We start from the raw sequence: 20,687 nt of genomic DNA on the forward strand, positions 1-20,687 counted from the left end.
CGTCGGGGCGCGGGCAAGCGGACGACAGCTTGAACGAGCATGGGATTACTCAAAAACGTCGGCACGGTTCTGCGCCGCAACCGGCTTCTCAGCGGGCTCGATGACGCCCAGATGGCCGAACTGGTGGCGCTTGGCCGCGTGTCGCGCTTCATCGAGGGGCAGACCGTCTTCACCAAGGGCGATCCCGGCGATTGCCTGTACGCCATCCTGAAGGGGCAGATCGCCGTCTCCACCTCCTCGGTGGACGGCAAGACGATGCTCCTGAACATCCTGAATCCGGGCGACGTGCTGGGCGAGATCGCCCTGATCGACGGTAAGGAACGGACGGCCGGCGCCGCGGCGCTCCGCCCGTCGGAACTGTTCCGCGTCGACCGGCCGGAATTCATCTCCTTCCTGGAACGCCACCCGAAGTTGTGCATTGGCATGATGGCGATGCTGTGCGAGCGGCTGCGCTGGGTGTCGGAGAACATCGAGGACGCCGTCTTCCACGACGTCCCCCGGCGGCTGGCGCGGCGAATCCTGCTTCTGGTGGACACCTACGGCCAGCGCAGCGCCTCCGGGATCCGGGTCAACCAAGCCGTGTCCCAGGAATCGCTCGCCGCCATGCTCGGCGTCACCCGCGAGATGGTGAACAAGAGCCTGCGCGCGTTGCGGAATTCAGGTGCGATCACCTACACCAAGGGCTTCATCGTGGTGACCGATCTTCATCTGCTGAAAGACATGGCCGGAGAGTCCGACCGCGTGCCTTGACGCATAGGGGCACACACAATTAGTTTTGTCATCGCAATCTCTTTCAATCGCGCTATAGTGCGGCTGAGCATGAACCGGGCGGTATTGGGGAAGGTTATGGTCATGTCTGATCAGGGGTCTCAGGAAACCAGCGCGCTCCCGCCGCCGGCCGGCGTCGTGCCTCTGGAGGCGCGAACGGTGAAGCTGTTCGGCCACGCCACGCAGATCCGCCTGGAACCGTCCTACTGGGAAGCGCTGGACGAAATCTGCCGCCGCGAAGACCTGACGGTGGACGAGCTGTGCAGCGACCTCAAGGACCGGCTCGATTCGCAGTCCCGGCGGTCGCGCCGCGTGTCCAGCGTGTCGCTGTCCAACGCGGTGCGCGTCTTCATCGTCGGCTATTACCGCAAGGCGGCGACCGAAAAGGGTCACGACCGCGCCGGCCATGGCCGCGGCGACCCGTTCGTCAGCACGCCGTTCGACCTACCCCCCGCGCCCAAGCAGCTCTGATCCGTCAGCCCTGATCCACGCGTCCGCGGGCTGTGGCGGTGGCTGTGGTTTCCCGGGGCGCGACAAAGAGGCTGCTGGCGCAATTCGTCTGAAATTTGCGAGACTGCGGCTCCCGCCCCGTCGCAGAGCCGCCCAGCGCATGAGCACGGCCGAGCCGTCCCTTTCCAGCCTTCCGCCGCCCCGCCGCCCGTGGGATCGCTCGGCCTTGCCCGAGGTGGCCTTCATCGTGGCCGCGATGGGGGTGCTGTTCCTGGTCATGCGGCAGAACTACCTGCTGTTCCACCTCTGCGCGGAGCTGTTCGCCGTCGTCGTGTCGGTCTCGATCTTCATGATCGCGTGGAACACGCGGGAGACCAACCAGTCGCCCTTCCTGGCCTTCGTCGGGCTGTCCCTGCCCGCGGTGGCCCTGCTGGACCTGCTGCACAGCGTCGCCTTCCAGGGCATGAACGTCATCGGGGAGGGCAGTCCGAACCTGGCGACGGAGCTGTGGATCGCCGCCCGCTACGTCCAGGCCGCCATATTCCTGGCCGCCCCGCTGCTGGCCGAAACGCGCCTGCGCACCGGCGACGTCCTGCTGGTCCAGGCCGGCGTCATGGCCATTTCCCTGCTGGCCATCTTCACCTTCGACATCATGCCGGACTGCTACATCCCCGGCCTGGGGCTGAGCCCCTTCAAGGTCGGCAGCGAGTATGTGATCAGCGGCATGGCCGCCCTGTCCTGCCTGCTGCTGATCCGGCGCCGGCGGCAGTTCGATCCCGGGGTCTACGGGCTGACGCTTGCCGGATTCGCCCTGCTGATCCCGCAGGAGATGGTGTTCACGCTCTACAACGACCCGCACGGGCTGCTGAACGCGGCGGGCCATTTCATCAAGATCCTGTCCTTCTATCTGCTTTACAAGGCGATCGCCGTCACCGCCCTGAAGAACCCCTACGACCTGGCCTTCTACCGCATGCGCCGCAGCGAGGAGGCCTTGCGCGACCATCTCGGCGGGCTGGAGTCGCTGATCGCCACCCGGACCGGCGAGCTGCGCGAGAGCGAGGGGCGCTGGCGGGCGCTGCTGGAATGCTCCAACGACTGGTTCTGGGAAACCGACGCGCGCGGGCGCTTCACCTCCCTGTCCCCGCGCGCCGAGGAATCGACCGGGCGCGGCGGCGCGGAGCTTCTGGGCTTCACCCACGCCGACCTGCTCGACACCGGCCGCCCGCCGGAGGATTTCCCCGCGCTGGCCGAGGCGCTGCGCCGGCGGGAGCCCTTCCGCCGGCTGACCTTCCCGCTGGCGTCGCCAGGCGGGTCGACCCGCTGGGTCCTGGTCAGCGGCATGCCCCGGCACGACGCGGACGGGACCTTCCTCGGCTACCGCGGCACGACCAGCGACATCACCGGCCGGCGGCAGGCGGCCGAAGCGGCCCAGCAGAAGCAGACCATGGCCGCGCTGGGCAGCCTGGTCGGCGGGCTCGCCCACGAGATCAACAACCTGCTGCAGCCCATCATCGGCCTGTCGGAGCTGGCGCTCGGCCGCGTCGGGGAGGACGCCAAGCTGCGCCTCTACCTGAACGCGGTGCACGAAAGCGGCCTGAAGGCCCGCGACATCATGCGCGACGTCCTGCAGTTCGCGCGGGTCGAGGTCACCGAGTCGCCGCCGGGCGACCTGGAGGAAGCCGTCCGCTCCGCCGTTCAGCTGGCTACCCCGTCGCTGTCCGCCGGCCTGCGGGTGAGCACGCGCGTGGGCACGGGGCTCGCCCCGGTGACGATCACCGCCACCGAGCTGACCCAGGTCCTGCTGAACCTGATCCAGAACGCCAACGACGCCATGCCGGACGGCGGCGCCCTGACCATCGCCGCCGACGGCGTGGCGGTGCGGGAGCCGGACGCGTCCCGCCGCCAGATCGCGGAAGGCGCCTACATCCGCCTGACGGTGGCCGACACGGGCTGCGGGATGGACGAGCAGACGCGCCAGCGCGTGTTCGACCCGTTCTTCACGACCAAGCCCGTCGGCAAAGGGACAGGGCTTGGGCTTTCGGTTGTGTATGGTATCGTAAGGAACGGCGGAGGCGATATCCTGGTCGACAGCGCGCCCGGCCGGGGTACAACCTTCATCATCGACCTGCCCGTCGCCCACGCCGGCGCCACGGGCGAAACGACACATGGGATGGCGGTTCATGGCGAAGGTGCTGGTCGTTGAGGACTCCGCGGCGGTTCGGCTGGCCGTGACGGAGGTGATCGAGCAGGCCGGCCACACGGTGTCCTCGGCCGAGAACGGCCGGGTCGCCATCGAACTGCTCCAGGGGGAGACCTTCGACCTGATCGTGACGGACGTCCTGATGCCCGAGGCCGACGGGCTGGAGGTCATCAAGGAGGCGCGCGCGCGCCATCCGAAGACCCAGGTGCTGGCGATGTCCGGTGGCGCGCCGAACCTGCCGGCGGGCTATGCCCTGAAGATGGCGGAGATGTTCGCGGCCGACGCCGTGCTCTTCAAGCCGTTCCTGAACGAGGAGCTGAAGAAGGCCGTGGCGCGCCTGCTGGCGGAAACGGCCGACAACGGCCATTGACCACCGCCACGGCCGGCGCGGCCCGCTGGTAGGACCACAGCGTCCGAAGGTCGCACCCCGCCGTCTTGACAGCCCGTCTCTGCCCCGGTAAAAGTTACGTCTCTAAACCGTAAGGTTTGGATAGGAACCGGCGGGCCGGGGCGTGGGAGGGAATTCCACAACAATAAGCGCCCCGCCCGCCCTTCCAGCGCAGACCTATCGAGCACAATTGGAATCGGGAAGGCGGCCGGATCAGGCCGCGGCTTGGCGCTTGTTCAGAAGCCCGCGCAGCACCCGCGACAGCAGATCGGCCAGTTGCAGCTGGTCCGGCCCCGGCAGCGCCGCGATCACGCCGGCGAATTCCTTCAGCGGATCGTTCTCCAGCAGCTCCAGCGCCTTCGGCGTGGGGTGGAGCTGGATCACGCGGCGGTCTTCCGGCACCGGGACGCGGGTCAACAGGCTTTTGGTCACCAGCACCTCGACCATCTGCGAGGCCGCACCGCGCGTGGTCGCGTGGAACTCGGCGAAGGCGGACACCGTCCGCTGGCTGGGGTTGGCGCGCGCGAAATAGCGCAGGGCGGTCCATTGCGACGGCTTCAGACCCTGCGTGTAGCCCATGCTGTCCGCAAGATGGCCGATGTGCATCATGACCTCGGCGATCGCTTGCGCCGACGCCTGTGACGATGGGCTTTTCGACATGACGACCGGGTCTCGATGGTTACTGTAGCGTGCAGAACCCGTAAACGGCGCCGCGCAGTGCCTTGACGCTGCCGGAGTCTACACCATTTAGAGGCTATACGACCACCAGACTATCAGCCGAGCGAAGCGAAGTCCAGCGCGGCCACGGTCACGGTGAAGCCAACACTAAGCCATGCGCGCACAAAACGAAACAGCGGCGTCGGGCGGCGCCCTACACATGGTGTCGCACCCCCGCGCCGCAGGGCAGCTACCACCTCCTGTACGAACGGAGCCATGCGTTTTGGCTGGCGTTGCACCCCGACTCGCCTATATATGCGCGCCATGACCAGCACGCCCCTCTCCATCCCCGGTTCCAAGACCAGCGCCGCGACGACTCCGAAGGTCGGCATCGTCAGCCTGGGCTGCCCGAAGGCGCTCGTCGATTCGGAGCGCATCCTCACCCGCCTGCGCGCCGAAGGCTACGAGATCTCGCCGTCCTACGACGGGGCCGACGTCGTGCTGGTGAACACCTGCGGCTTCCTCGACTCGGCGAAGAAGGAGTCGCTGGAGGCCATCGGGGAGGCGATCAAGGAAAACGGCCGGGTCATCGTGACCGGCTGCATGGGCGTGGAATCGGACATGATCCGGGAGGTCCACCCCGACGTGCTGGCCGTCACCGGCCCGCACCAGTACGAACAGGTGGTCAACGCCGTGCACGACGCCGTGCCGCCGGTGCACGACCCCTTCACCGACCTGGTACCGCCGGAAGGGCTGCGGCTGACGCCGCGCCACTACGCCTACCTGAAGATTTCCGAAGGCTGCAACAACCGGTGCAGCTTCTGCATCATCCCGTCCTTGCGCGGCGACCTGGTCAGCCGCCCGGTTGCCTCCGTCCTGCGCGAGGCGGAGAAGCTGGCGACCGCCGGGGTGAAGGAGCTGCTGGTCATCTCCCAGGACACCAGCGCCTACGGCATCGACCGCAAATACGCGGAGGAGGACTGGTACGGCCGCAAGGTCAAGGCCCGCTTCCTCGACCTGTGCCAGGAGTTGGCGAACTTCGACGTCTGGGTGCGCCTGCACTACGTCTATCCCTACCCGCATGTGGACGAGGTCATTCCGCTGATGGCGGAGGGGCGCATCCTCCCCTACCTGGACATCCCGTTCCAGCACGCCTCCCCCACCGTGCTGAAGGCCATGCGCCGCCCGGCCGCGCAGGAGAAGCAGCTGGACCGCATCAAGAAGTGGCGCGCGGAATGCCCGCATCTGGTGCTGCGCTCCACCTTCATCACCGGCTTCCCCGGCGAGACGGAGGAGGACTTCCAGTTCATGCTGGACTGGCTGCAGGAGGCGCAGTTGGACCGCGTGGGCTGCTTCAAGTACGAGCCGGTCGAGGGTGCGGCCGCCAACGCCCTGCCGAACGCCGTGCCGGAAGAGGTCAAGCAGGAGCGCTGGGAGCGCTTCATGGAGACCCAGAAGGCGATCAGCGCCGAGCGGCTGAAGCAGAAGATCGGCTACACGCTGGGCGTCATCATCGACGAGGTCGACGAGGAAGGCGCCATCGGCCGCTCCTACGCCGACGCGCCGGAGATCGACGGCAACGTCTTCCTGAACGGCGAGACCAACGTGAAGCCCGGCGACATCGTGGACGTGACCATCGAGCACGCCGACGACTACGACCTCTGGGGCTCCATCGAGCGTCCCGAGTAAGCAAGCTCGTCGGTCGGGTGGAGCGCAGCGAAACCCGACGGTTCCTTGCACCGGGAAGCGTGTTGGGTTGCGCCTGCGGCTCCACCCAACCTACGATGGCTGCGAAGGAGGCCCGCGTCGTGCCCGTGACACCCGACGACACCCGGCTGATGGACGTGCTTCAGGGCGGGCGCTGCTTCCACTGCGGCGAGCCGGTCGGGGCGAAGGCCACCTTCGACCACCTGATCCCGCAGGCCTACGGCGGCGCCGACGAGCCGGCCAACGTCGTGCTGGCACACCGCCGCTGCAACCAGAAGAAGGGTGACCGCCTGCCCACGCCGGAGGAGATCGAGCGCTTCGCCGCGGAGCGCCGGCGCAGCCGCCTGGGCGTCTGGCCACCCCTCCTCGCGCTCCTGAAGGCCGAGCCCGGCGACGAGTGGATGACCGTGGCCCGCGCCATCGCCGACCTGCGCTGACGGCGCTTCGCCGCGGAACATGCCGGTATGCGGGCGGTTGTCATGGGTGACCCTTCCGAACGGAAACGAGGCCACATCATGAAGCAGCCGCACACCGAAGAAACGATCAAGCACACCGACGACCAGCAGAACACCGGCAACCACAAGAAGCCCGACGCTCCCGACGCCGGCGGCGCCGACCGTTTCGGCGGCACCCGCAAGGGCGCGGAGAATGTCGAGAAAACGGATAAAAAGACGTCGTAGTCTTTGACCCCGGGGCTGCCATGGCCTCGGGGACTTCTCAAGCCGTTTCTTTTCAGCTGGTCGGCGCTCTGTTGGAGCAAAACGGCCTCCCCCGCGTTCCGGTCTGGATGCGCTGAGCGCGCCCAGGCTTTATGCGGAGGCCTTCCCATGCTGACGCTCGACCTGACCTTTGGGCAGCCCTTCGGTTTCACCAGCACCCTCGGGGGTCCGGTGATGCCGCTCAACCCCGGCCCGGTCCCGACCTTCACGTCCGACCCGGTGCCGCCCTTCACCTCGAACCCGGTGCCGCCGCTCACCGTCCTTCAGCCGCCACCGACCATCATCACGCAGCCGGTCTTGCTTCCGCCGGTCATCACCGGTCCGACCATCGGCCCGACGGGATTCGTCGGGACGGGCCCTGGCGCGACGCTCGTCGGCGGCTTTGGCGACGACACGCTTCTTGGCGGTCCGGCGCCGGATTTCATCGACGGACGCGGGGGCAACGACCTGCTCGCCGGCAGCCTTGCCAACGACACGCTGGTGGGAGGACCCGGCCAGGACATCCTGACCGGGAACGCCGGCGCCGACCTCTTCCTGTTCGCGCCGGGCGACGGGCTCGACGTGATCTCCGACTTCAACGCGTTCGAGGGCGATCACATCGCCCTGCCCTTCGGCAGCGCGGCCAGCGTCACCACGGACGCCGTCGGCAACGCGGTGATCGCCTGGTCGCCGACGGAGTCCGTGACCCTGGCCGGCGTGAATCCCGCCTTCGTCAGCCCGTCCTGGTTCACCTGACGCGAGTCAAACGTCCCGCTTCAGCCGTTCCGTCTGGCGTTCCATCTGGCGTTTGGCCGGCGCCATGACGCCGCGCGAGGCGTGCAACGCGATGTCCATCAATTGCGTGCCCGCGTCCAGCCAGGACCGCATGGCCTCATGGATCAGGCGCCGCTGGATCTCCGTGGCCTTCATCGGGCTCGGCGCGCCGGCCAGTTCCCGCGCGCCGTCGAGCCAGGTGCGGGAGGTGGCTTCGGCCCACGACATCCAGACGCGCCCGGCCTCGTTGCCGGCGGAGACGACGGCGGCGGGGATGGAGGCCAGCGTTTCAAAACCATCGACCATGGGCGTGGCCATGGGCCGAGTGCCCGCGGGACGGACGACGGCCGCGGTCACCTCCGACACGTCGCGTGCCATCGCCTCCGCAGCGGCGCGCACCGACGTCTCCGCCGTGTCGGACGTGTTTTCGACCGCCTTCCCGGCCATCTCGGCGATCGCGCTGCTCGCCTCGCGCAGGCCGGTGGCGTCGGGGTCATGCTCCGGTTCCGGGGACGCCTGTGGAGGCCGCTTCACCTTCTCGGCCTCCTTGCGGCGGGCCTCCTCGATCTCTTCCCGCCCGGTGTCCATCCGCTCGGCGATGGCCCTGGTCTCGTCGTCGCTCAGCAGCTTGCGCATGGCGGGCAGCAGTTCCTTGCGCTCGTCACGGATGTGCTGCTGGAAGACCCGGCGCAGCTCCGCCAGCTTGCCGGCGAAGCCCTCGTCGTCCTTGGGCATCCGCTCCAGCTCCGCCAGCAAGGCGCGGGCGGTCTTGTTGTCGGCGGTCGCGTCGGCGACCAGCTCCTTCAGCTTCGGGTGGCGGCGCAGGGCCGGGAACAGGTGCTTCGTCTCCAGCTCCATCTGGAGGTGCAGCTCGTCCCGCAGTTCGGCCAGCAGGCGCTCGCGTGTCTTCACGGCGCGCACCGTCGTGTCGGACAGCTTGGCGAACAGCTCGTTCGCCTTGGCCGGGGCCGCCTGGATCAGTTGCGCGATGGTCATGATGCTCTCCTTGCCATGGGGCACGCCGCGTCGCAGCGTGGTCATGTTGCGCTGCGGCATAACCAGTGAAACTCGGCAGCGGCCGAAGGGTTCCCGATCCCTGGGATTTTACCGCGCGAAGCGGCGGTCGCACCGGCGGGACTTGCGCGGACGGGGGTGGGCGTGCCACATCCCAGGACCGATCCCCACGGCTGTTCCCGGTGCCTGCCATGGCGCACGCCATGTTCAAACGCTACAAGGTGATGTTCACCCGCCCCCTGCCCGGCCTGCGCCCCGGCCGGCCGGAGCGCGACGCCATGGTGGAGCGGGTGAAGCGCTTCGCCAGCCAGAACGGCATGGCCGGCGACCTGCACGCCATCGCGCCCAACGCCGGCTTCGGCATCCTGGAAATCCAGTGCACCGACAAGCTGGCGCGGCGCCTCAGCGACCTGTCCGAGGTGGAATCGGTGCTGGAAGGCTGAACCGTCCTCTACCTCCCGTCCAGTTGACGTGGGAATGGCTTGCCGCGGGGGCACAAGTGGCCATCTGCTGTGTTTCACAGCGTAGACGCCGTTTGGAGCCTTTAACCCCATGAACCCCCGGTTGCTCGCCGAGGTGCTGGAGCCCGTGCTGAACGCCGCGGAGGAAGACGACGCGGCGATGCTGGACGCCGTCAACCTGTCGGCGGAGGCCCTGGCGGCGCTGGGCGCCGTCATCCTCGATCGCGAAGGCCAGCCCGCCGACGGCGTCACCGACGAACGCGCGGTGGTCGCCGCGCTGAACACCCACGCCCACACGCTGATGCAGTGCGGACGCCTCGACGACGTGGTCGAGGCGCTTCAATTGGCGGAGCGGATCGGGAAGCTGGGCCGCCTGCCCCACCACAGACGCATGTCGGACGGGTAGGACCGACAGGACGGGCGAGAGGAACACGGCCCCGTTCCCGTTGTTGTGCGAAGCCGAGCCGCTCAACACCGGAGACGTGTCTTGCCGACCGCGCCGAAACCAAACGCCTTCCCCGGCCCGATCGAGGGTGAGGCTCTTTCACTCCTTCAGGACGACCTGCTGCCGGCCTTCCTGACCGGGCGCCGCTGGTACGCCGCCAAGGACGCCGGGGCGCCCCGCGTCCGCATCGTGGACGCCCTGCCGCTGCCGCTCGCCTCCGGTTCCGCGCAGCTCTGCCTGCTGCGGGTCGAGCCGCCGGGGCGGGAGCCGCAGCTCTACCAGCTTCCGCTCGTGCTCGACCGCAGTGGGGAGATGAGGCCCGACGACCCCTTCTCCATCGCCGGCCCCGACGACCTGCCCTGGGCGGGCAGTTTGCGCGACGGCTACGGCGACGAGGAGGTGGTGCGCGCCCTGCTGGACGGCATCCGCAAGGGCGCCAACGGAACCAAGGAAGCGCGCGGCAAGGACGGCGCCGGCGGGCTGAGCTTCGGCCGCAGCCGCGCCTTCGCCGACGTCGAGGGCGCGCTCGGCGCCGACACGCCGCTGCGCTGGACGGGGGTGGAGCAGTCCAACACCTCCATCCGCGTCGGCGACACGGCCATCCTGAAGGGCCTGCGCAAGCTGGAAACCGGCGTCCATCCGGAGCTGGAGGTCGGCCGCTTCCTGACGGAGGTCGCAAACTTCCGCAACACGCCGCCGCTGCTCGGCTGGGTCGAGCGGTCCGGCGACGGGGAGACCGCGGCGCTGTGCATCCTCCAGGGCCTCGTGCCCGACTGCGAGGACGCCTGGAGCCACGTCACCGCCCGGCTGAACGACCGCATGGCGCGCTTCGACGACGAAAAGGCCGACGACGTCGCCCTGATGGCCTTCATGCGCCGGCTTGGCCGCCGCACGGCGGAGATGCACCGGGCGCTCGCCACCCCCAGCGACGACGCGGCCTTCACGCCGGAGCCGGTCACGCCGGAGACGCTGGCCGACTGGGCCGACGGCGTGCGGCGGCTGGCCCGCCGCGTGCTGGCGCAGCTGCGCGAGGGCATGGCCGGGCTGGATCAGTCCATCATTCCCTACGCCGCCTCGCTCGCCGACAGCGAGGCGACGGTCATGAGCCAGATCGAGGCGCTGACGCCTGCCAGCGCCGATTTCCACGCCATGCGCCTGCACGGCGACTATCACCTGGGGCAGGTGCTGGCGGCGAAGGACGACGTCTACATCGTCGATTTCGAGGGCGAGCCGATGCGCCCGCTGGCGGAGCGGCGCGCCAAGCACGGCATCCTGCGCGACGTGGCGGGGATGCTGCGCTCCATCGCCTACGCCGCGGCCTCGGCGCGCGACGCGCTGCCCGCCGACCTGGACGAGACCGCGCGCACCGCCCGCGAATCCTGGCTGCGCTGGTGGGAGGGGGAGGCCTCCTCCTGCTTCGTCGCCGGCTACCGCGAGGCCATCGAGGACTGCCCGGGCTATCCGGCCGACCCGACCGTCGCCTCGCAGCTTTTGAAACTCTTCCTGCTGGAAAAGGCCTTCTACGAGATCGGCTACGAACTGGCGAACCGGCCCAATTGGGTCGCCATCCCGCTGGCCGGGGTGATCGGCATCCTCGGCGCCGACGCCGGGCCGGAGGTGGCCGACCGCGTGTCCGGCCCCCAAGGTGAAATGATCGGGCAGGCCGCCCCCGGCGCCACCCGCATCGGGGAGGCGCGCGCCCACGCCATGCCCTTCGGCGCGCAGGTCCAGCCCGACGGCTCCGTGCGCTTCGCCCTCTGGGCGCCCAGCGCGGAGCAGGTTTCCCTGTGGCTGGAGGACACGCAGGCGCTGCTGCCCATGGTGCGACGGGGCGACGGCTGGTTCGAATGGACGACCTCCCAGGCCCAGCCCGGCAGCCGCTACCTGTTCGACCTCGGAAACGGCACCCGCGTGCCCGACCCGGCGTCGCGCCACCAGCCCGAGGACGTGCACGGGCCGAGCGAGGTGATCGACCCCACCGTCTACCGCTGGGCCGACGAGGCCTGGACCGGCCGGCCCTGGCACGAAACGGTGCTGTACGAGCTGCACGTCGGCACCTTCACGCCCGACGGCACCTTCCGCGCCGCCATCGACAAGCTGGACCAGCTGGTGGACCTCGGCGTCACGGCGATCGAGCTGATGCCGGTGGCCGACTTCCCCGGCACGCGCAACTGGGGCTACGACGGCGTGCTGCCCTTCGCGCCCGACGCCGCCTATGGCCGGCCGGAGGACCTGAAGGCGCTGGTTGACGCCGCCCACGCCCGGGGGCTGATGGTCTTCCTGGACGTCGTCTACAACCACTTCGGGCCGGAGGGAAACTACCTCAACGCCTACGCCAAGGCCTTCTTCACCGACCGGCACAAGACCCCCTGGGGCGACGCCATCAACGTGGACGGCCCGCGCAACGCCACGGTGCGCGACTACTTCATCCACAACTCGCTCTACTGGATCGAGGAGTTCCACCTGGACGGGCTGCGCTTCGACGCGGTCCACGCCATCCTCGACGACAGCGACAAGCTGTTCCTGCAGGAGCTGGCGGAGCGCGTGCACGACGCCGTGCGCGGCAAGCGCCACGTCCACCTCGTCCTGGAGAACGACGAGAACGAGGCCCACCTGCTGGAGCGCCACCCCGAGGGCGACCCGCGCTGGCACACCGCGCAGTGGAACGACGACCTGCACCATTGCCTGCACAGCATGGCGTCGGGTGAGTCGAGCGGCTACTACGCCGACTACGCCAACGATCCGGTGAAGCTGGCCCGCGCGCTGGCGGAGGGCTTCGCCTTCCAGGGCCACGCCTCCTCCTACCGCGGGGGCGGCGCGCGCGGGGAGCCGTCGGCGCACCTGCCGCCTACGGCCTTCGTGAACTTCATCCAGAACCACGACCAGATCGGCAACCGCGCCTTCGGCGACCGCATCACCGCCTTCTCCAAGCCGGAGGCGGTGCGGGCGGCGTCCTCGCTCTTCCTGCTGGGGCCGGGCATCCCGATGCTGTTCATGGGCGAGGAGTGGGCGTCCGACCGCCCCTTCCCCTTCTTCTGCGATTTCGGCGACGAGCTAGCCGAGGCCGTGCGCAAGGGGCGGCGGGAGGAGTTCGCCAAGTTCCCCGAGTTCCAGGACCCGGCGGTGCGCGACCGCATCCCCGACCCCACGGGCCAGGCCACCTTCCTGTCCGCCAAGCTGGACTGGGAGAACCGCGACCGGGGAGCCCACGGGGAGTGGCTGGACTGGTACCGCCGCATCCTGGCGCTGCGCCGTCAGGAGATCGCGCCGCGGCTGGAAGGCGCGCCGGGCGGCTCCGCCACGCACGAGGTGATCGGCGGGCGCGCGGTGCGCGTGTGCTGGCGCCTCGGCGACGGCAGCCGGCTGCACCTGCGCGCCAACCTGTCGGATGAGCCCGTGCCGGGCGTCAGCGACGCGCCGGGGCGCGTGCTGTGGACGGAGGGGCCCGGCCGCGGCGAGGTGATCCGCGACGGCACGCTCGGCCCCTGGTCCGTCGTCTGGTCGATCGAGGAGACCACCGCGCTCGACCGCCTTGCCGAGCGCATGGGGATCGAGACCGACTATTCCAACGCCGCCGGCGAGACCGTCCGCGCGTCGGAGGAGGCGGTGCGCGCCCTGCTGGCCGCCATGGAGGTGGACGCGAACGACCCGGTCCGCGCGCTGGCCGATCTCGACCGGCGGGAGCTGTCGCGGCCCCTGCCGCCGGTGGTCGTGCAGCGCGTCGACCGGCCGCCCTTCACCGTGACCGTCACCCTGCCCGAAGGCTCCGGCGAGCTGCGCTGGACCCTGGCGCTGGAGAACGGGGAACCGCGCAGCGACGCGGCGAACTTCGGCGACCTGCCGCTGGTCCGCAAGGCGACCATGGACGGCCGGCCGGTGGAGGTGCGCCGTCTCGACCTCGGCGAGGCGCCGGCGCCCGGCTACCACCGGCTATTGATCGAGGCCGACGGCACCCGGTCGGAGACCACGGTGATCGCCGCGCCAGGGCAGTGCCACCTGCCCACCCCGCTCCAGATGGGCGAGCGGATCTGGGGCCTGTCGGTGCAGCTGTTCTCCGTCCGCTGCGCCGGCGACTGGGGCATCGGCGACTTCGGCGACCTGGTCAGCGTCGCCGACATGGCGGCAGCGCGCGGGGCGGGCATCGTCGGGCTGAACCCGCTGCACGCCCTGTTCCTGGACGAGCCGGAGCAGGCAAGCCCCTATTCCCCGGCCAGCCGCCTGTTCCTGAACCCGCTCTACATCGACGTGATGGCGGTGCCGGAGCTGATGGCCTGCGCGGAGGCGCGCGACCGCGTCGCCTCCGACGACTTCACCAGGGCGGCGCAGGCGGCGGAAGCGGCGCCGCTGGTGGACTACGCGGCGGTGGCGGCGCTGAAGCTGCCCGTCCTGGAAACCCTGTTCGCCCATTTCCAGGAGCACGGCACGACCGAGCGCTGGAGCGGCTTCGCCGCCTTCCGCGCGGAGATGGGGGAGGCGCTGGAGCGCTTCTGCGCCTTCCAGACCCTGCGCGAGCATTTCGCGGAGATCGGCAATCCGGATTGGCGCCAGTGGCCGGAGGAGTTCCGCGACGCCGCCTCCGACGCCGTCCGCCGCTTCGTGGAGGAACACCGGGAGCGCGTGGACTTCTTCGCCTGGCTGCAATGGCTGGCCGACGGGCAGCTCCGCATGGCGGCGGACCGGGCGAAGGAACGCGGGCTGGCGGTCGGCTTCTACCGCGACCTCGCCGTCGGGGCGGACAGCGCGGGCGCGGAGACCTGGGCGGCCCCGCATGTGGTGGTGGCCAGCGCCCACGTCGGCGCCCCGCCCGACCTGTTCAACCCGGCCGGCCAGGACTGGGGCCTGCCGCCCTTCCACCCCCACGCCCTGCGCGAGGACGGCTACGCCCGTTTCATTGAACTGGTGCGCGCCAACATGCGCCATGCCGGGGCCATCCGCATCGACCACGCGATGGCGCTCCAGCACGTCTACTGGATCCCGGAGGGTCACCCGCCCTCCGAAGGGGCCTACGTCGCCTACCCGATGGACGACCTCCTCGGAATCCTGGCCCTGGAAAGCCAGCGCAACCGTTGCCTCGTCGTCGGCGAGGACCTGGGCACCGTGCCCGACGGGTTCCGGGAGCGCATGGAGGAGGCGGGCATCCTGAGCTACCGCGTGGTGTTCTTCGAATGGACCGACGACGGCGGCTTCAAGACGCCGGACGACTATTCGTACCTCGCGCTCGCCACCGTGGGCAGCCACGACCTCGCCACGCTGCGCGGCTGGTGGGAAGGGCACGACATCGACCTGAAGGAGGACAAGGGCCTCTACCCGGCGGAAGGCGAGGCGCAGCGCCAGCGCGACCGCCGCCGGACGGAGCGCAGCCGCCTGCTGGAGGCGCTCGCCGCCGCCTATCTGCCCATGCCCGCCAGCTTCGGCCCGGACAGCCCCTACACGGAATCGCTCGGCCACGCCGTGCACGCCTTCCTGGCCCGGACGAACGCCGCGATTTCCATGGTCCAGCTCGACGACATGACGGCGGAGCGGGAGCAGGTGAACCTGCCGGGCACCGTGGACCAGTACCCGAACTGGCGCCGCAAGCTGGGCTTGCCCCTGGAGGACATCGCCGACTGTCCGCAAGCCGGCGCTATCGCCACGATCATGGCCGCCGCAAGGCCGGCCGCGGTGGTGGATGGAAAGCGCCGGGAATAGCCCCCTATCCCCCGGCCAGCCCCCTCTCCCCTCTGGGGAGAGGGTTGGGGTGAGGGGGTCCCGCAACCTAGGTACGTCCGGCACACGCGCAACCCCCTCACCCTCCCCTCTCCCCAGAGGGGAGAGGGAACAACACCTCAGGAGAACCACCCCCATGTCGGCCGACGCCGAAAAGCCGATCCCCCGGGCCACCTACCGCGTGCAGCTGCGCGCGGAGTTCGGGTTCGACCGCACCGCCGAGATCGCCGACTACATGGCGCGGCTGGGCGTCAGCCACCTCTACGCCTCGCCCTACATGAAGGCGCGGCCGGGCAGCACCCACGGCTACGACATCGTGGACCACAACGCCCTGAACCCGGAGCTGGGCGACGCCAACGCCTTCCACGGCATGGTGGAGGCGCTGCGCCGCAACGGGTTGGGGCAGGTTCTGGACTTCGTGCCGAACCACATGGGGGTTGGCGGGTCGGACAACGGCTGGTGGCTCCATGTGCTGGAATGGGGGCCGGACAGCCCCTACGCTGGCTATTTCGACATCGAGTGGGAGCCCGACCGCCGCTACCTCCAGGGCAAGGTGCTGGTGCCGCTGCTCGGCGACCAGTACGGCGCGGTGCTGGAGTCCGGTGCCTTGGAGCTGCGCTTCGACAATGACACCGGCGGCTTCGCCGTCTGGGCCTACGGCACGCACAAGCTGCCGGTGCGCCCGGTGGACTACGGCACCGTGCTCGGCACCGACCATCCGGACCTGGAGCGCATCGGCGACGGATTCCTGCATCTGGATTATGTCCGCCCGCACCAGATCCGGCGCGCGGAATCGCTGAAGGCGGAGTTGGCCGCCCTGGTGACCGAGAAACCCGACGTGGCCGAGGCGGTGCGGCGGCGCCTGAAGCGCTTCCAGGGCGAACCCGGCGAGTTGGACAGCTGGAGCCGCCTGAACGAGCTGATCGCGCAGCAGAACTGGCGCGCGGCCTATTTCAAGGTGGCGGCGGACGACATCAACTACCGCCGCTTCTTCAACATCAACGAGCTGGCCGGCCTGCGCATGGAGGAGCCGGAGCTGTTCGACGTCTCCCACCGCTTCGTGCTGAGCCTCGTGGACAACGGCACGCTGGACGGCATCCGCATCGACCACATCGACGGGCTGTTCGACCCCAAGGGCTATTGCGCGCGGCTGACCCGTTCCGCCTCCCGCCCCTTCTACCTGGTGGTGGAGAAGATCCTGGCGCGGCACGAACGCCTGCGCGAGGACTGGCCGATCGACGGCACCACCGGCTACGAGTTCGCGAACCTGCTGGGCGGGCTGTACGTCGACCCGAACACGGAGGAGGCCTTCACCCGCCTCTACGGCGACTTCACCGGCCGGCGCGAGAGCTTCGAGGAGGTGGTGCGGATGAGCAAAATCCGCATCATGGAGAGCGAGATGTCGAGCGAGCTGCACGTGCTCGCCCGGCAGGCCTCCCGCATCGCCCGCTGCAACCCGCGCACGGCCGACTTCACCGCCAACATCCTGCACCAGGCGCTGAAGGAAACCATCGCCCGCTTCCCGGTCTACCGCACCTACGTCGACTGGAACGGCTTGACCGATCTGGACCGGCGCGACATCGATTGGGCCATCTCCCAGGCGCGACGGTCCGAGCAGGGGCCGGACGCGTCCGTCTACGACTTCCTGCACCGGCTGCTGACCGGCGACCTGGTGGCGGAGCCGCACAGCGGCTACAGCCGCCAGCAGGTGCTGCGCTTCGCCATGAAGCTGCAGCAGTACAGCGGCCCGGTGATGGCGAAGGGGCTGGAGGACACGGCCTTCTACCGCTACAACCGGTTGGCCGCGCTGAACGAGGTGGGCGGGCATCCCGAGCATTTCGGGGTCAGCGTCTCCGCCTTCCACCGCGCCAACCAGGACCGCGCCGCCCGCTGGCCGCACGCTATGCTGGGCACCACCACCCACGACACCAAGCGCGGCGAGGACACGCGCGCCCGCCTCTACGCCCTGTCCGAGATGCCCGAGGAGTGGGAGCGGCAGATCCAGACCTGGAGCCGCCTGCTGCGCGCCCGCCGCGGCGACGTGGAGGGCACCGCACCGCCCGACCGCAACGACGAGTACCTGTTCTACCAGCTGATCCTCGGCGCCTGGCCGGCGGAGCTGACCGGGGTGGAGCCGTCCAACCTCGACCCGCAGGCCCTTGCCGACTTCGCGGAGCGCATCGCCGGGGCCATGACCAAGTCGATGCGCGAGGCCAAGGTCCACACCACCTGGGCCGCCCCGAACGAGACCTACGAAAGCGCGATGACCGGCTTCGTGCACGACGCGCTGGACGCGGCGCGCAGCACCGCCTTCTTCGACGCCTTCCTGCCCTTCCAGGCGCGTGTGGCGAAGCTGGGCATGCTGAACGGGCTGAGCCAGGCGCTGCTGAAGCTGACCAGCCCCGGCGTGCCCGACATCTACCAGGGCTGCGAGCTGTGGAACTTCAGCCTCGTCGATCCGGACAACCGCCGGCCGGTGGACTACGCGGAGCGCCGCCGCCTTCTGGACGAGGTGGAGGGGGCGGACATCGCCGGCCTGCTCGGCCGTTGGCAGGACGGCGCGGTGAAGCTGGCCCTGACGCGGCGCATCCTGGCACTGCGCGCCGACAAGGCCGCCCTGTTCCGCGACGGCGCCTACGAGCCGCTGGACGCCGCCGGAACCCGCGCGGAGCATGTGGTGGCCTTCGCCCGCACGCTGGACGACGACGCTGTGGTGGTCGCCGCGCCGCGTCTGGTCGGCGCGCTGGGCGAAGCCCCAGACTGGGGCGACACGTCCGTCCCCCTGCCCCGCGGCCAGCGCTGGCGCAACGTCCTGACCGGGGAGGAGTTGGAGGCCGAGGGCGCCATCACCGCGGCGGCGCTGTTCCAGGGCTTCCCCGTCGCCCTGCTGGTGCGGGAGGGGTAAGGTGACGCCACACCATCTCATCCCGCTCGACCCCCGGCTGATCGACCGGGATCCGGGCAAGCCGGCGGTCTTCGGGACCGTCCTGTCCGGAGACCCGCAGGAAACCTTCCTGAACCTATACGACGACCGCGGGGGGCGCTTCGCCTGCGGGGTGTGGCAATGCACCCCCGGCGTGGTCGCCATGACCGACTGGCCCTACGACGAGTTGTGCGTGCTGCTGGCCGGCCGGGTGGTGATCACGCCGCAGGGCGGGTCGCCCACCGAACACCGGCAGGGCGACGCCTTCGTCATTCCCAAGGGCTTCACCGGCACCTGGGACATCCGCGAGACGATCCGCAAACACTACGCGATCCAGAAGCACACCGGCCGCGCCGCGGCGGTCAAGCGCCTGCTGAAGGCGCCGTTAAGGCTGATGCGGAGCGCCTGACGCGGCGCACTGAAATCCCTCTCCCGCCCCGGGAGAGGGAAGGGTGAGGGTCGCGCAAGGATCAAGGCGCTGATCCTTGGCTTTACCCTCACCCGGCGCTTCGCGCCACCCTCTCCCGGGGCGGGAGAGGGATTTGGGGTCACTGGCCGCCGCCGGCTCCACCGCCACCACCGCCGCCGTTCGACATGCCGGTGCCGCCGGAAGTCGAGGACGACCCGCTGGTGCCGGTGCCCATGGACGGGTTGGTGGTGCCCATTCCGGCACCGGAGTTGCTGCTGCCCGGCGACGTGCCGCCGTTGCTCGTGCCGAGGCCGGTGGTGCCGCCGCTGCCGGGAATGCCGCTGCCGGTGTTTCCGCCCATGGTGGAGCCGGCCGTTCCGTTTGTACCGGTGCTGTTCGTGCCGCCGCTGTTCACGCCGCCGGTGCTCATGCCGGAGGAACCGCTCGTTCCCGTGGTGCTTCCGGTGGCGCCGGAATTGCTCGGCATCGTGGACGTGGATCCGCCGCCGGTTCCCGACGATCCGCCGATTCCGCTGCCGCTCCCGCTGGTCTGGGCAATGCCGCTGCCAGCGCCCGCCGCCGCAAGAACCAACGCCGTCGCGGCACCGATCATCCACCGATTCATATCGTCATCCTTTCGCGAAGCGCCCCGTTCGCCGGGGCCTTTCCGATGACGCAGACAACAGGACCCGGCGTGGATGATTGCGGACCGCAGGACCAAATGCGGCCAACACGTGTTATCCCAAAGAATCCAGAAATGTTTCTGTGGTGGCAGCGTTTTTTGCCCTGGGCCTGTTCTGTCTTCAGGGTTGTTGTAACCCAATGAGTCATAGCCGAGGAGGGGAGACGACCATGAGCAATCATCGCCAGTGGGTGGAGTTGGATCCGAACAACGGCGCCGACGCGCGCAAGCCGCAGGATATGCCGGCCGGCGCGGTCGAAACCGCCGCCGGGCAGCCGGCCCAGGACAGCGCCGCCACCCCGGAGCCGGACACCGAAGCGGAACGCTGAGGCCGGGGGGCTCCGGCCTCTTCCCATTCCACCAGTCCCGACCGATCCTTCCCCTCAGCCCCGCCGCAGGACGGCGCCCGGCTCGTCCGCTTGCGGCCGGGCCGGGCGGCCGAACAGCTCCAGGGCGGGCGGGATGGACGACGGGCGCATGCCCGCCAGGATTTCCCCGACCGCGCCGACGGCATCGACCAGGGCGTCGGGCATCACCGGCTTGCGCAGCAGGCCGAGCGCGAAGTCGCGCGCGTCCTCGCCCCGGTGGTCGAAGCCGGTGATCAGCAGCGACGGGACGGCGTTGTCCTCCCACAGCTTGCGGGCGAGCGACAGCCCGTTCTCGCCCCCGGCCAGATACACGTCCACCAACGCCAGGTCCGGCCGTTCCCGGGCACCGATCCGCGCGGCCTTGTTGGCATCGCGCAACGGCCCGACGACCGTGTAGCCGGCGTTCTCCAGAACCGCCTTCACAGCCGGCCCGATCAACGGATCGTCCTCGACGACAAGCACCTTCACGACATGCAATCCTTCAAACGGCGGCCTTATGGTACGGCCTTTGACGCGATTCCTCTCGGGGCGGCGGCGGGACCGTCCGGTCGTTCCGAACTTTGGTGGTCCCCTCCGGCGTAATGCCCAGTGCGCCCATGTTTGTCGATGCGGTGCATCAATCAAGGGGGCGAACGGGGAAGGTCTTCAGGGCAGGGGAAACACTCCGGCCTCCCGCGTGTTTGAACGGTCCGGGATGGACCCGTCTTGCCATGACGTCCGCCTTCGCCACATCACGGAGAGCCGTGCATGAGATTTGTCGAATTTCCCGACCGCGCCGGTGCGACCGTCCTGGTCAACCCCGCCGGAATCCTGTTCCTGCGCGAAGCCGACGGCAACCGCACCGAACTGACCTTCGCCGGCCGGGCCGAGCCCCTGCTCGTCGCCGCCCCGCTGGAGGAGGTCGCCCGCGCGCTGGAAAGCGCGGAACCGGAGCCGCCGGACCCGACGCTGGCGCTCCTCGCCTGACCGGCGGATTCGCGATGCGACTGTGCCGGGGATCACAGCGGCCGTCTGCGCGCCGGGGCACCATGGCGGCA

Annotated in this window: 19 protein-coding genes; 15 read left to right on the forward strand and 4 right to left on the reverse strand. The window is 69.6% G+C overall.

The annotated features are described in order from the left end of the window. Window positions 1-39: 39 nt before the first annotated feature. The 4 genes from J2851_RS06640 (at window position 40) to J2851_RS06655 (ending at window position 3,788) form a co-directional block, all read left to right on the forward strand. Window positions 40-750 carry a Crp/Fnr family transcriptional regulator gene (locus J2851_RS06640; RefSeq protein ID WP_209765123.1) on the forward strand — a complete coding sequence of 237 codons (711 nt, stop codon included), beginning with the start codon at window positions 40-42 and terminating at the stop codon, window positions 748-750. 102 nt (window positions 751-852) lie between these two features. After that, a complete protein-coding gene (locus tag J2851_RS06645) occupies window positions 853-1,239 on the forward strand; it encodes a ribbon-helix-helix domain-containing protein (RefSeq protein ID WP_209765124.1) in 387 nt (128 codons plus the stop codon). Window positions 1,240-1,378: 139 nt separating this feature from the next. Further along, entirely contained in the window at window positions 1,379-3,421 is a 2,043-nt protein-coding gene (locus J2851_RS06650) for an MASE3 domain-containing protein (RefSeq protein ID WP_246500475.1), read from the forward strand. Then, on the forward strand, window positions 3,399-3,788 hold the full coding sequence (locus J2851_RS06655) for a response regulator (protein WP_246500476.1): 390 nt from the start codon (window positions 3,399-3,401) through the stop codon (window positions 3,786-3,788). Before J2851_RS06650 ends, J2851_RS06655 begins: the two co-directional genes overlap by 23 nt. Before the next feature lie 231 nt (window positions 3,789-4,019). Here J2851_RS06655 and J2851_RS06660 read toward each other — a convergent pair whose 3' ends face one another. Beyond that, complete coding sequence (locus tag J2851_RS06660) at window positions 4,020-4,466, reverse strand: MarR family winged helix-turn-helix transcriptional regulator (protein ID WP_209765126.1); 447 nt, start codon at window positions 4,464-4,466, stop codon at window positions 4,020-4,022. Window positions 4,467-4,787: 321 nt separating this feature from the next. Between J2851_RS06660 and rimO the strand changes: the two genes are divergently transcribed. From rimO to J2851_RS06680, 4 genes are all read left to right on the forward strand, one after another. Next, a complete protein-coding gene (gene rimO / locus J2851_RS06665) occupies window positions 4,788-6,152 on the forward strand; it encodes a 30S ribosomal protein S12 methylthiotransferase RimO (protein ID WP_209765127.1) in 1,365 nt (454 codons plus the stop codon). A 119-nt stretch (window positions 6,153-6,271) separates the two neighbouring features. Beyond that, a complete protein-coding gene (locus J2851_RS06670) occupies window positions 6,272-6,607 on the forward strand; it encodes an HNH endonuclease (RefSeq protein ID WP_209765129.1) in 336 nt (111 codons plus the stop codon). A gap of 78 nt (window positions 6,608-6,685) precedes the next feature. Further along, window positions 6,686-6,850 carry a hypothetical protein gene (locus J2851_RS06675; protein WP_209765131.1) on the forward strand — a complete coding sequence of 55 codons (165 nt, stop codon included), beginning with the start codon at window positions 6,686-6,688 and terminating at the stop codon, window positions 6,848-6,850. Window positions 6,851-6,997: 147 nt separating this feature from the next. Next, window positions 6,998-7,624, forward strand: a complete 627-nt coding sequence (locus J2851_RS06680) for a calcium-binding protein (protein ID WP_209765132.1) — start codon at window positions 6,998-7,000, stop codon at window positions 7,622-7,624. 6 nt (window positions 7,625-7,630) lie between these two features. Here the strand turns inward: J2851_RS06680 and J2851_RS06685 are convergent, their stop codons facing one another. Continuing rightward, window positions 7,631-8,638, reverse strand: coding sequence for a hemerythrin domain-containing protein (locus J2851_RS06685; protein ID WP_209765134.1), 1,008 nt, complete (start codon window positions 8,636-8,638; stop codon window positions 7,631-7,633). Window positions 8,639-8,847: 209 nt separating this feature from the next. Here J2851_RS06685 and J2851_RS06690 point away from each other — a divergent pair, with 209 nt between their 5' ends. The 5 genes from J2851_RS06690 (at window position 8,848) to J2851_RS06710 (ending at window position 18,600) form a co-directional block, all read left to right on the forward strand. Next, window positions 8,848-9,099: a hypothetical protein gene (locus J2851_RS06690; protein WP_209765137.1), complete on the forward strand. Its 252-nt coding sequence runs from the start codon at window positions 8,848-8,850 to the stop codon at window positions 9,097-9,099. Between the two features lie 109 nt (window positions 9,100-9,208). Continuing rightward, window positions 9,209-9,523: a hypothetical protein gene (locus J2851_RS06695; protein ID WP_209765139.1), complete on the forward strand. Its 315-nt coding sequence runs from the start codon at window positions 9,209-9,211 to the stop codon at window positions 9,521-9,523. Between the two features lie 81 nt (window positions 9,524-9,604). After that, window positions 9,605-15,250 (forward strand): malto-oligosyltrehalose trehalohydrolase, encoded by a 5,646-nt coding sequence (gene treZ, locus J2851_RS06700; RefSeq protein WP_209765140.1) that lies wholly within the window; start codon window positions 9,605-9,607, stop codon window positions 15,248-15,250. A 154-nt stretch (window positions 15,251-15,404) separates the two neighbouring features. Then, on the forward strand, window positions 15,405-18,173 hold the full coding sequence (treY, locus tag J2851_RS06705) for a malto-oligosyltrehalose synthase (protein ID WP_209765141.1): 2,769 nt from the start codon (window positions 15,405-15,407) through the stop codon (window positions 18,171-18,173). A gap of 1 nt (window position 18,174) precedes the next feature. After that, the gene (locus J2851_RS06710) at window positions 18,175-18,600 is read left to right on the forward strand and encodes a cupin domain-containing protein (RefSeq protein WP_209765142.1); all 426 of its coding nucleotides are present in this window, start codon (window positions 18,175-18,177) and stop codon (window positions 18,598-18,600) included. A gap of 139 nt (window positions 18,601-18,739) precedes the next feature. On the opposite strand, the gene J2851_RS36275 is transcribed toward J2851_RS06710, so the two are convergent. Beyond that, window positions 18,740-19,225: a hypothetical protein gene (locus J2851_RS36275; RefSeq protein WP_209765143.1), complete on the reverse strand. Its 486-nt coding sequence runs from the start codon at window positions 19,223-19,225 to the stop codon at window positions 18,740-18,742. 227 nt (window positions 19,226-19,452) lie between these two features. Here J2851_RS36275 and J2851_RS06720 point away from each other — a divergent pair, with 227 nt between their 5' ends. Continuing rightward, complete coding sequence (locus J2851_RS06720) at window positions 19,453-19,611, forward strand: hypothetical protein (RefSeq protein ID WP_209765144.1); 159 nt, start codon at window positions 19,453-19,455, stop codon at window positions 19,609-19,611. A gap of 54 nt (window positions 19,612-19,665) precedes the next feature. On the opposite strand, the gene J2851_RS06725 is transcribed toward J2851_RS06720, so the two are convergent. Next, entirely contained in the window at window positions 19,666-20,118 is a 453-nt protein-coding gene (locus J2851_RS06725) for a response regulator (RefSeq protein ID WP_209765145.1), read from the reverse strand. Between the two features lie 279 nt (window positions 20,119-20,397). On the opposite strand from J2851_RS06725, the gene J2851_RS06730 reads away from it, so the two are divergent. Further along, entirely contained in the window at window positions 20,398-20,616 is a 219-nt protein-coding gene (locus tag J2851_RS06730; RefSeq protein WP_209765146.1) for a hypothetical protein, read from the forward strand. Window positions 20,617-20,687 lie beyond the last annotated feature (71 nt).

It is taken from the genome of Azospirillum rugosum (assembly GCF_017876155.1).
In the GTDB taxonomy this organism is placed as follows: domain Bacteria; phylum Pseudomonadota; class Alphaproteobacteria; order Azospirillales; family Azospirillaceae; genus Azospirillum; species Azospirillum rugosum.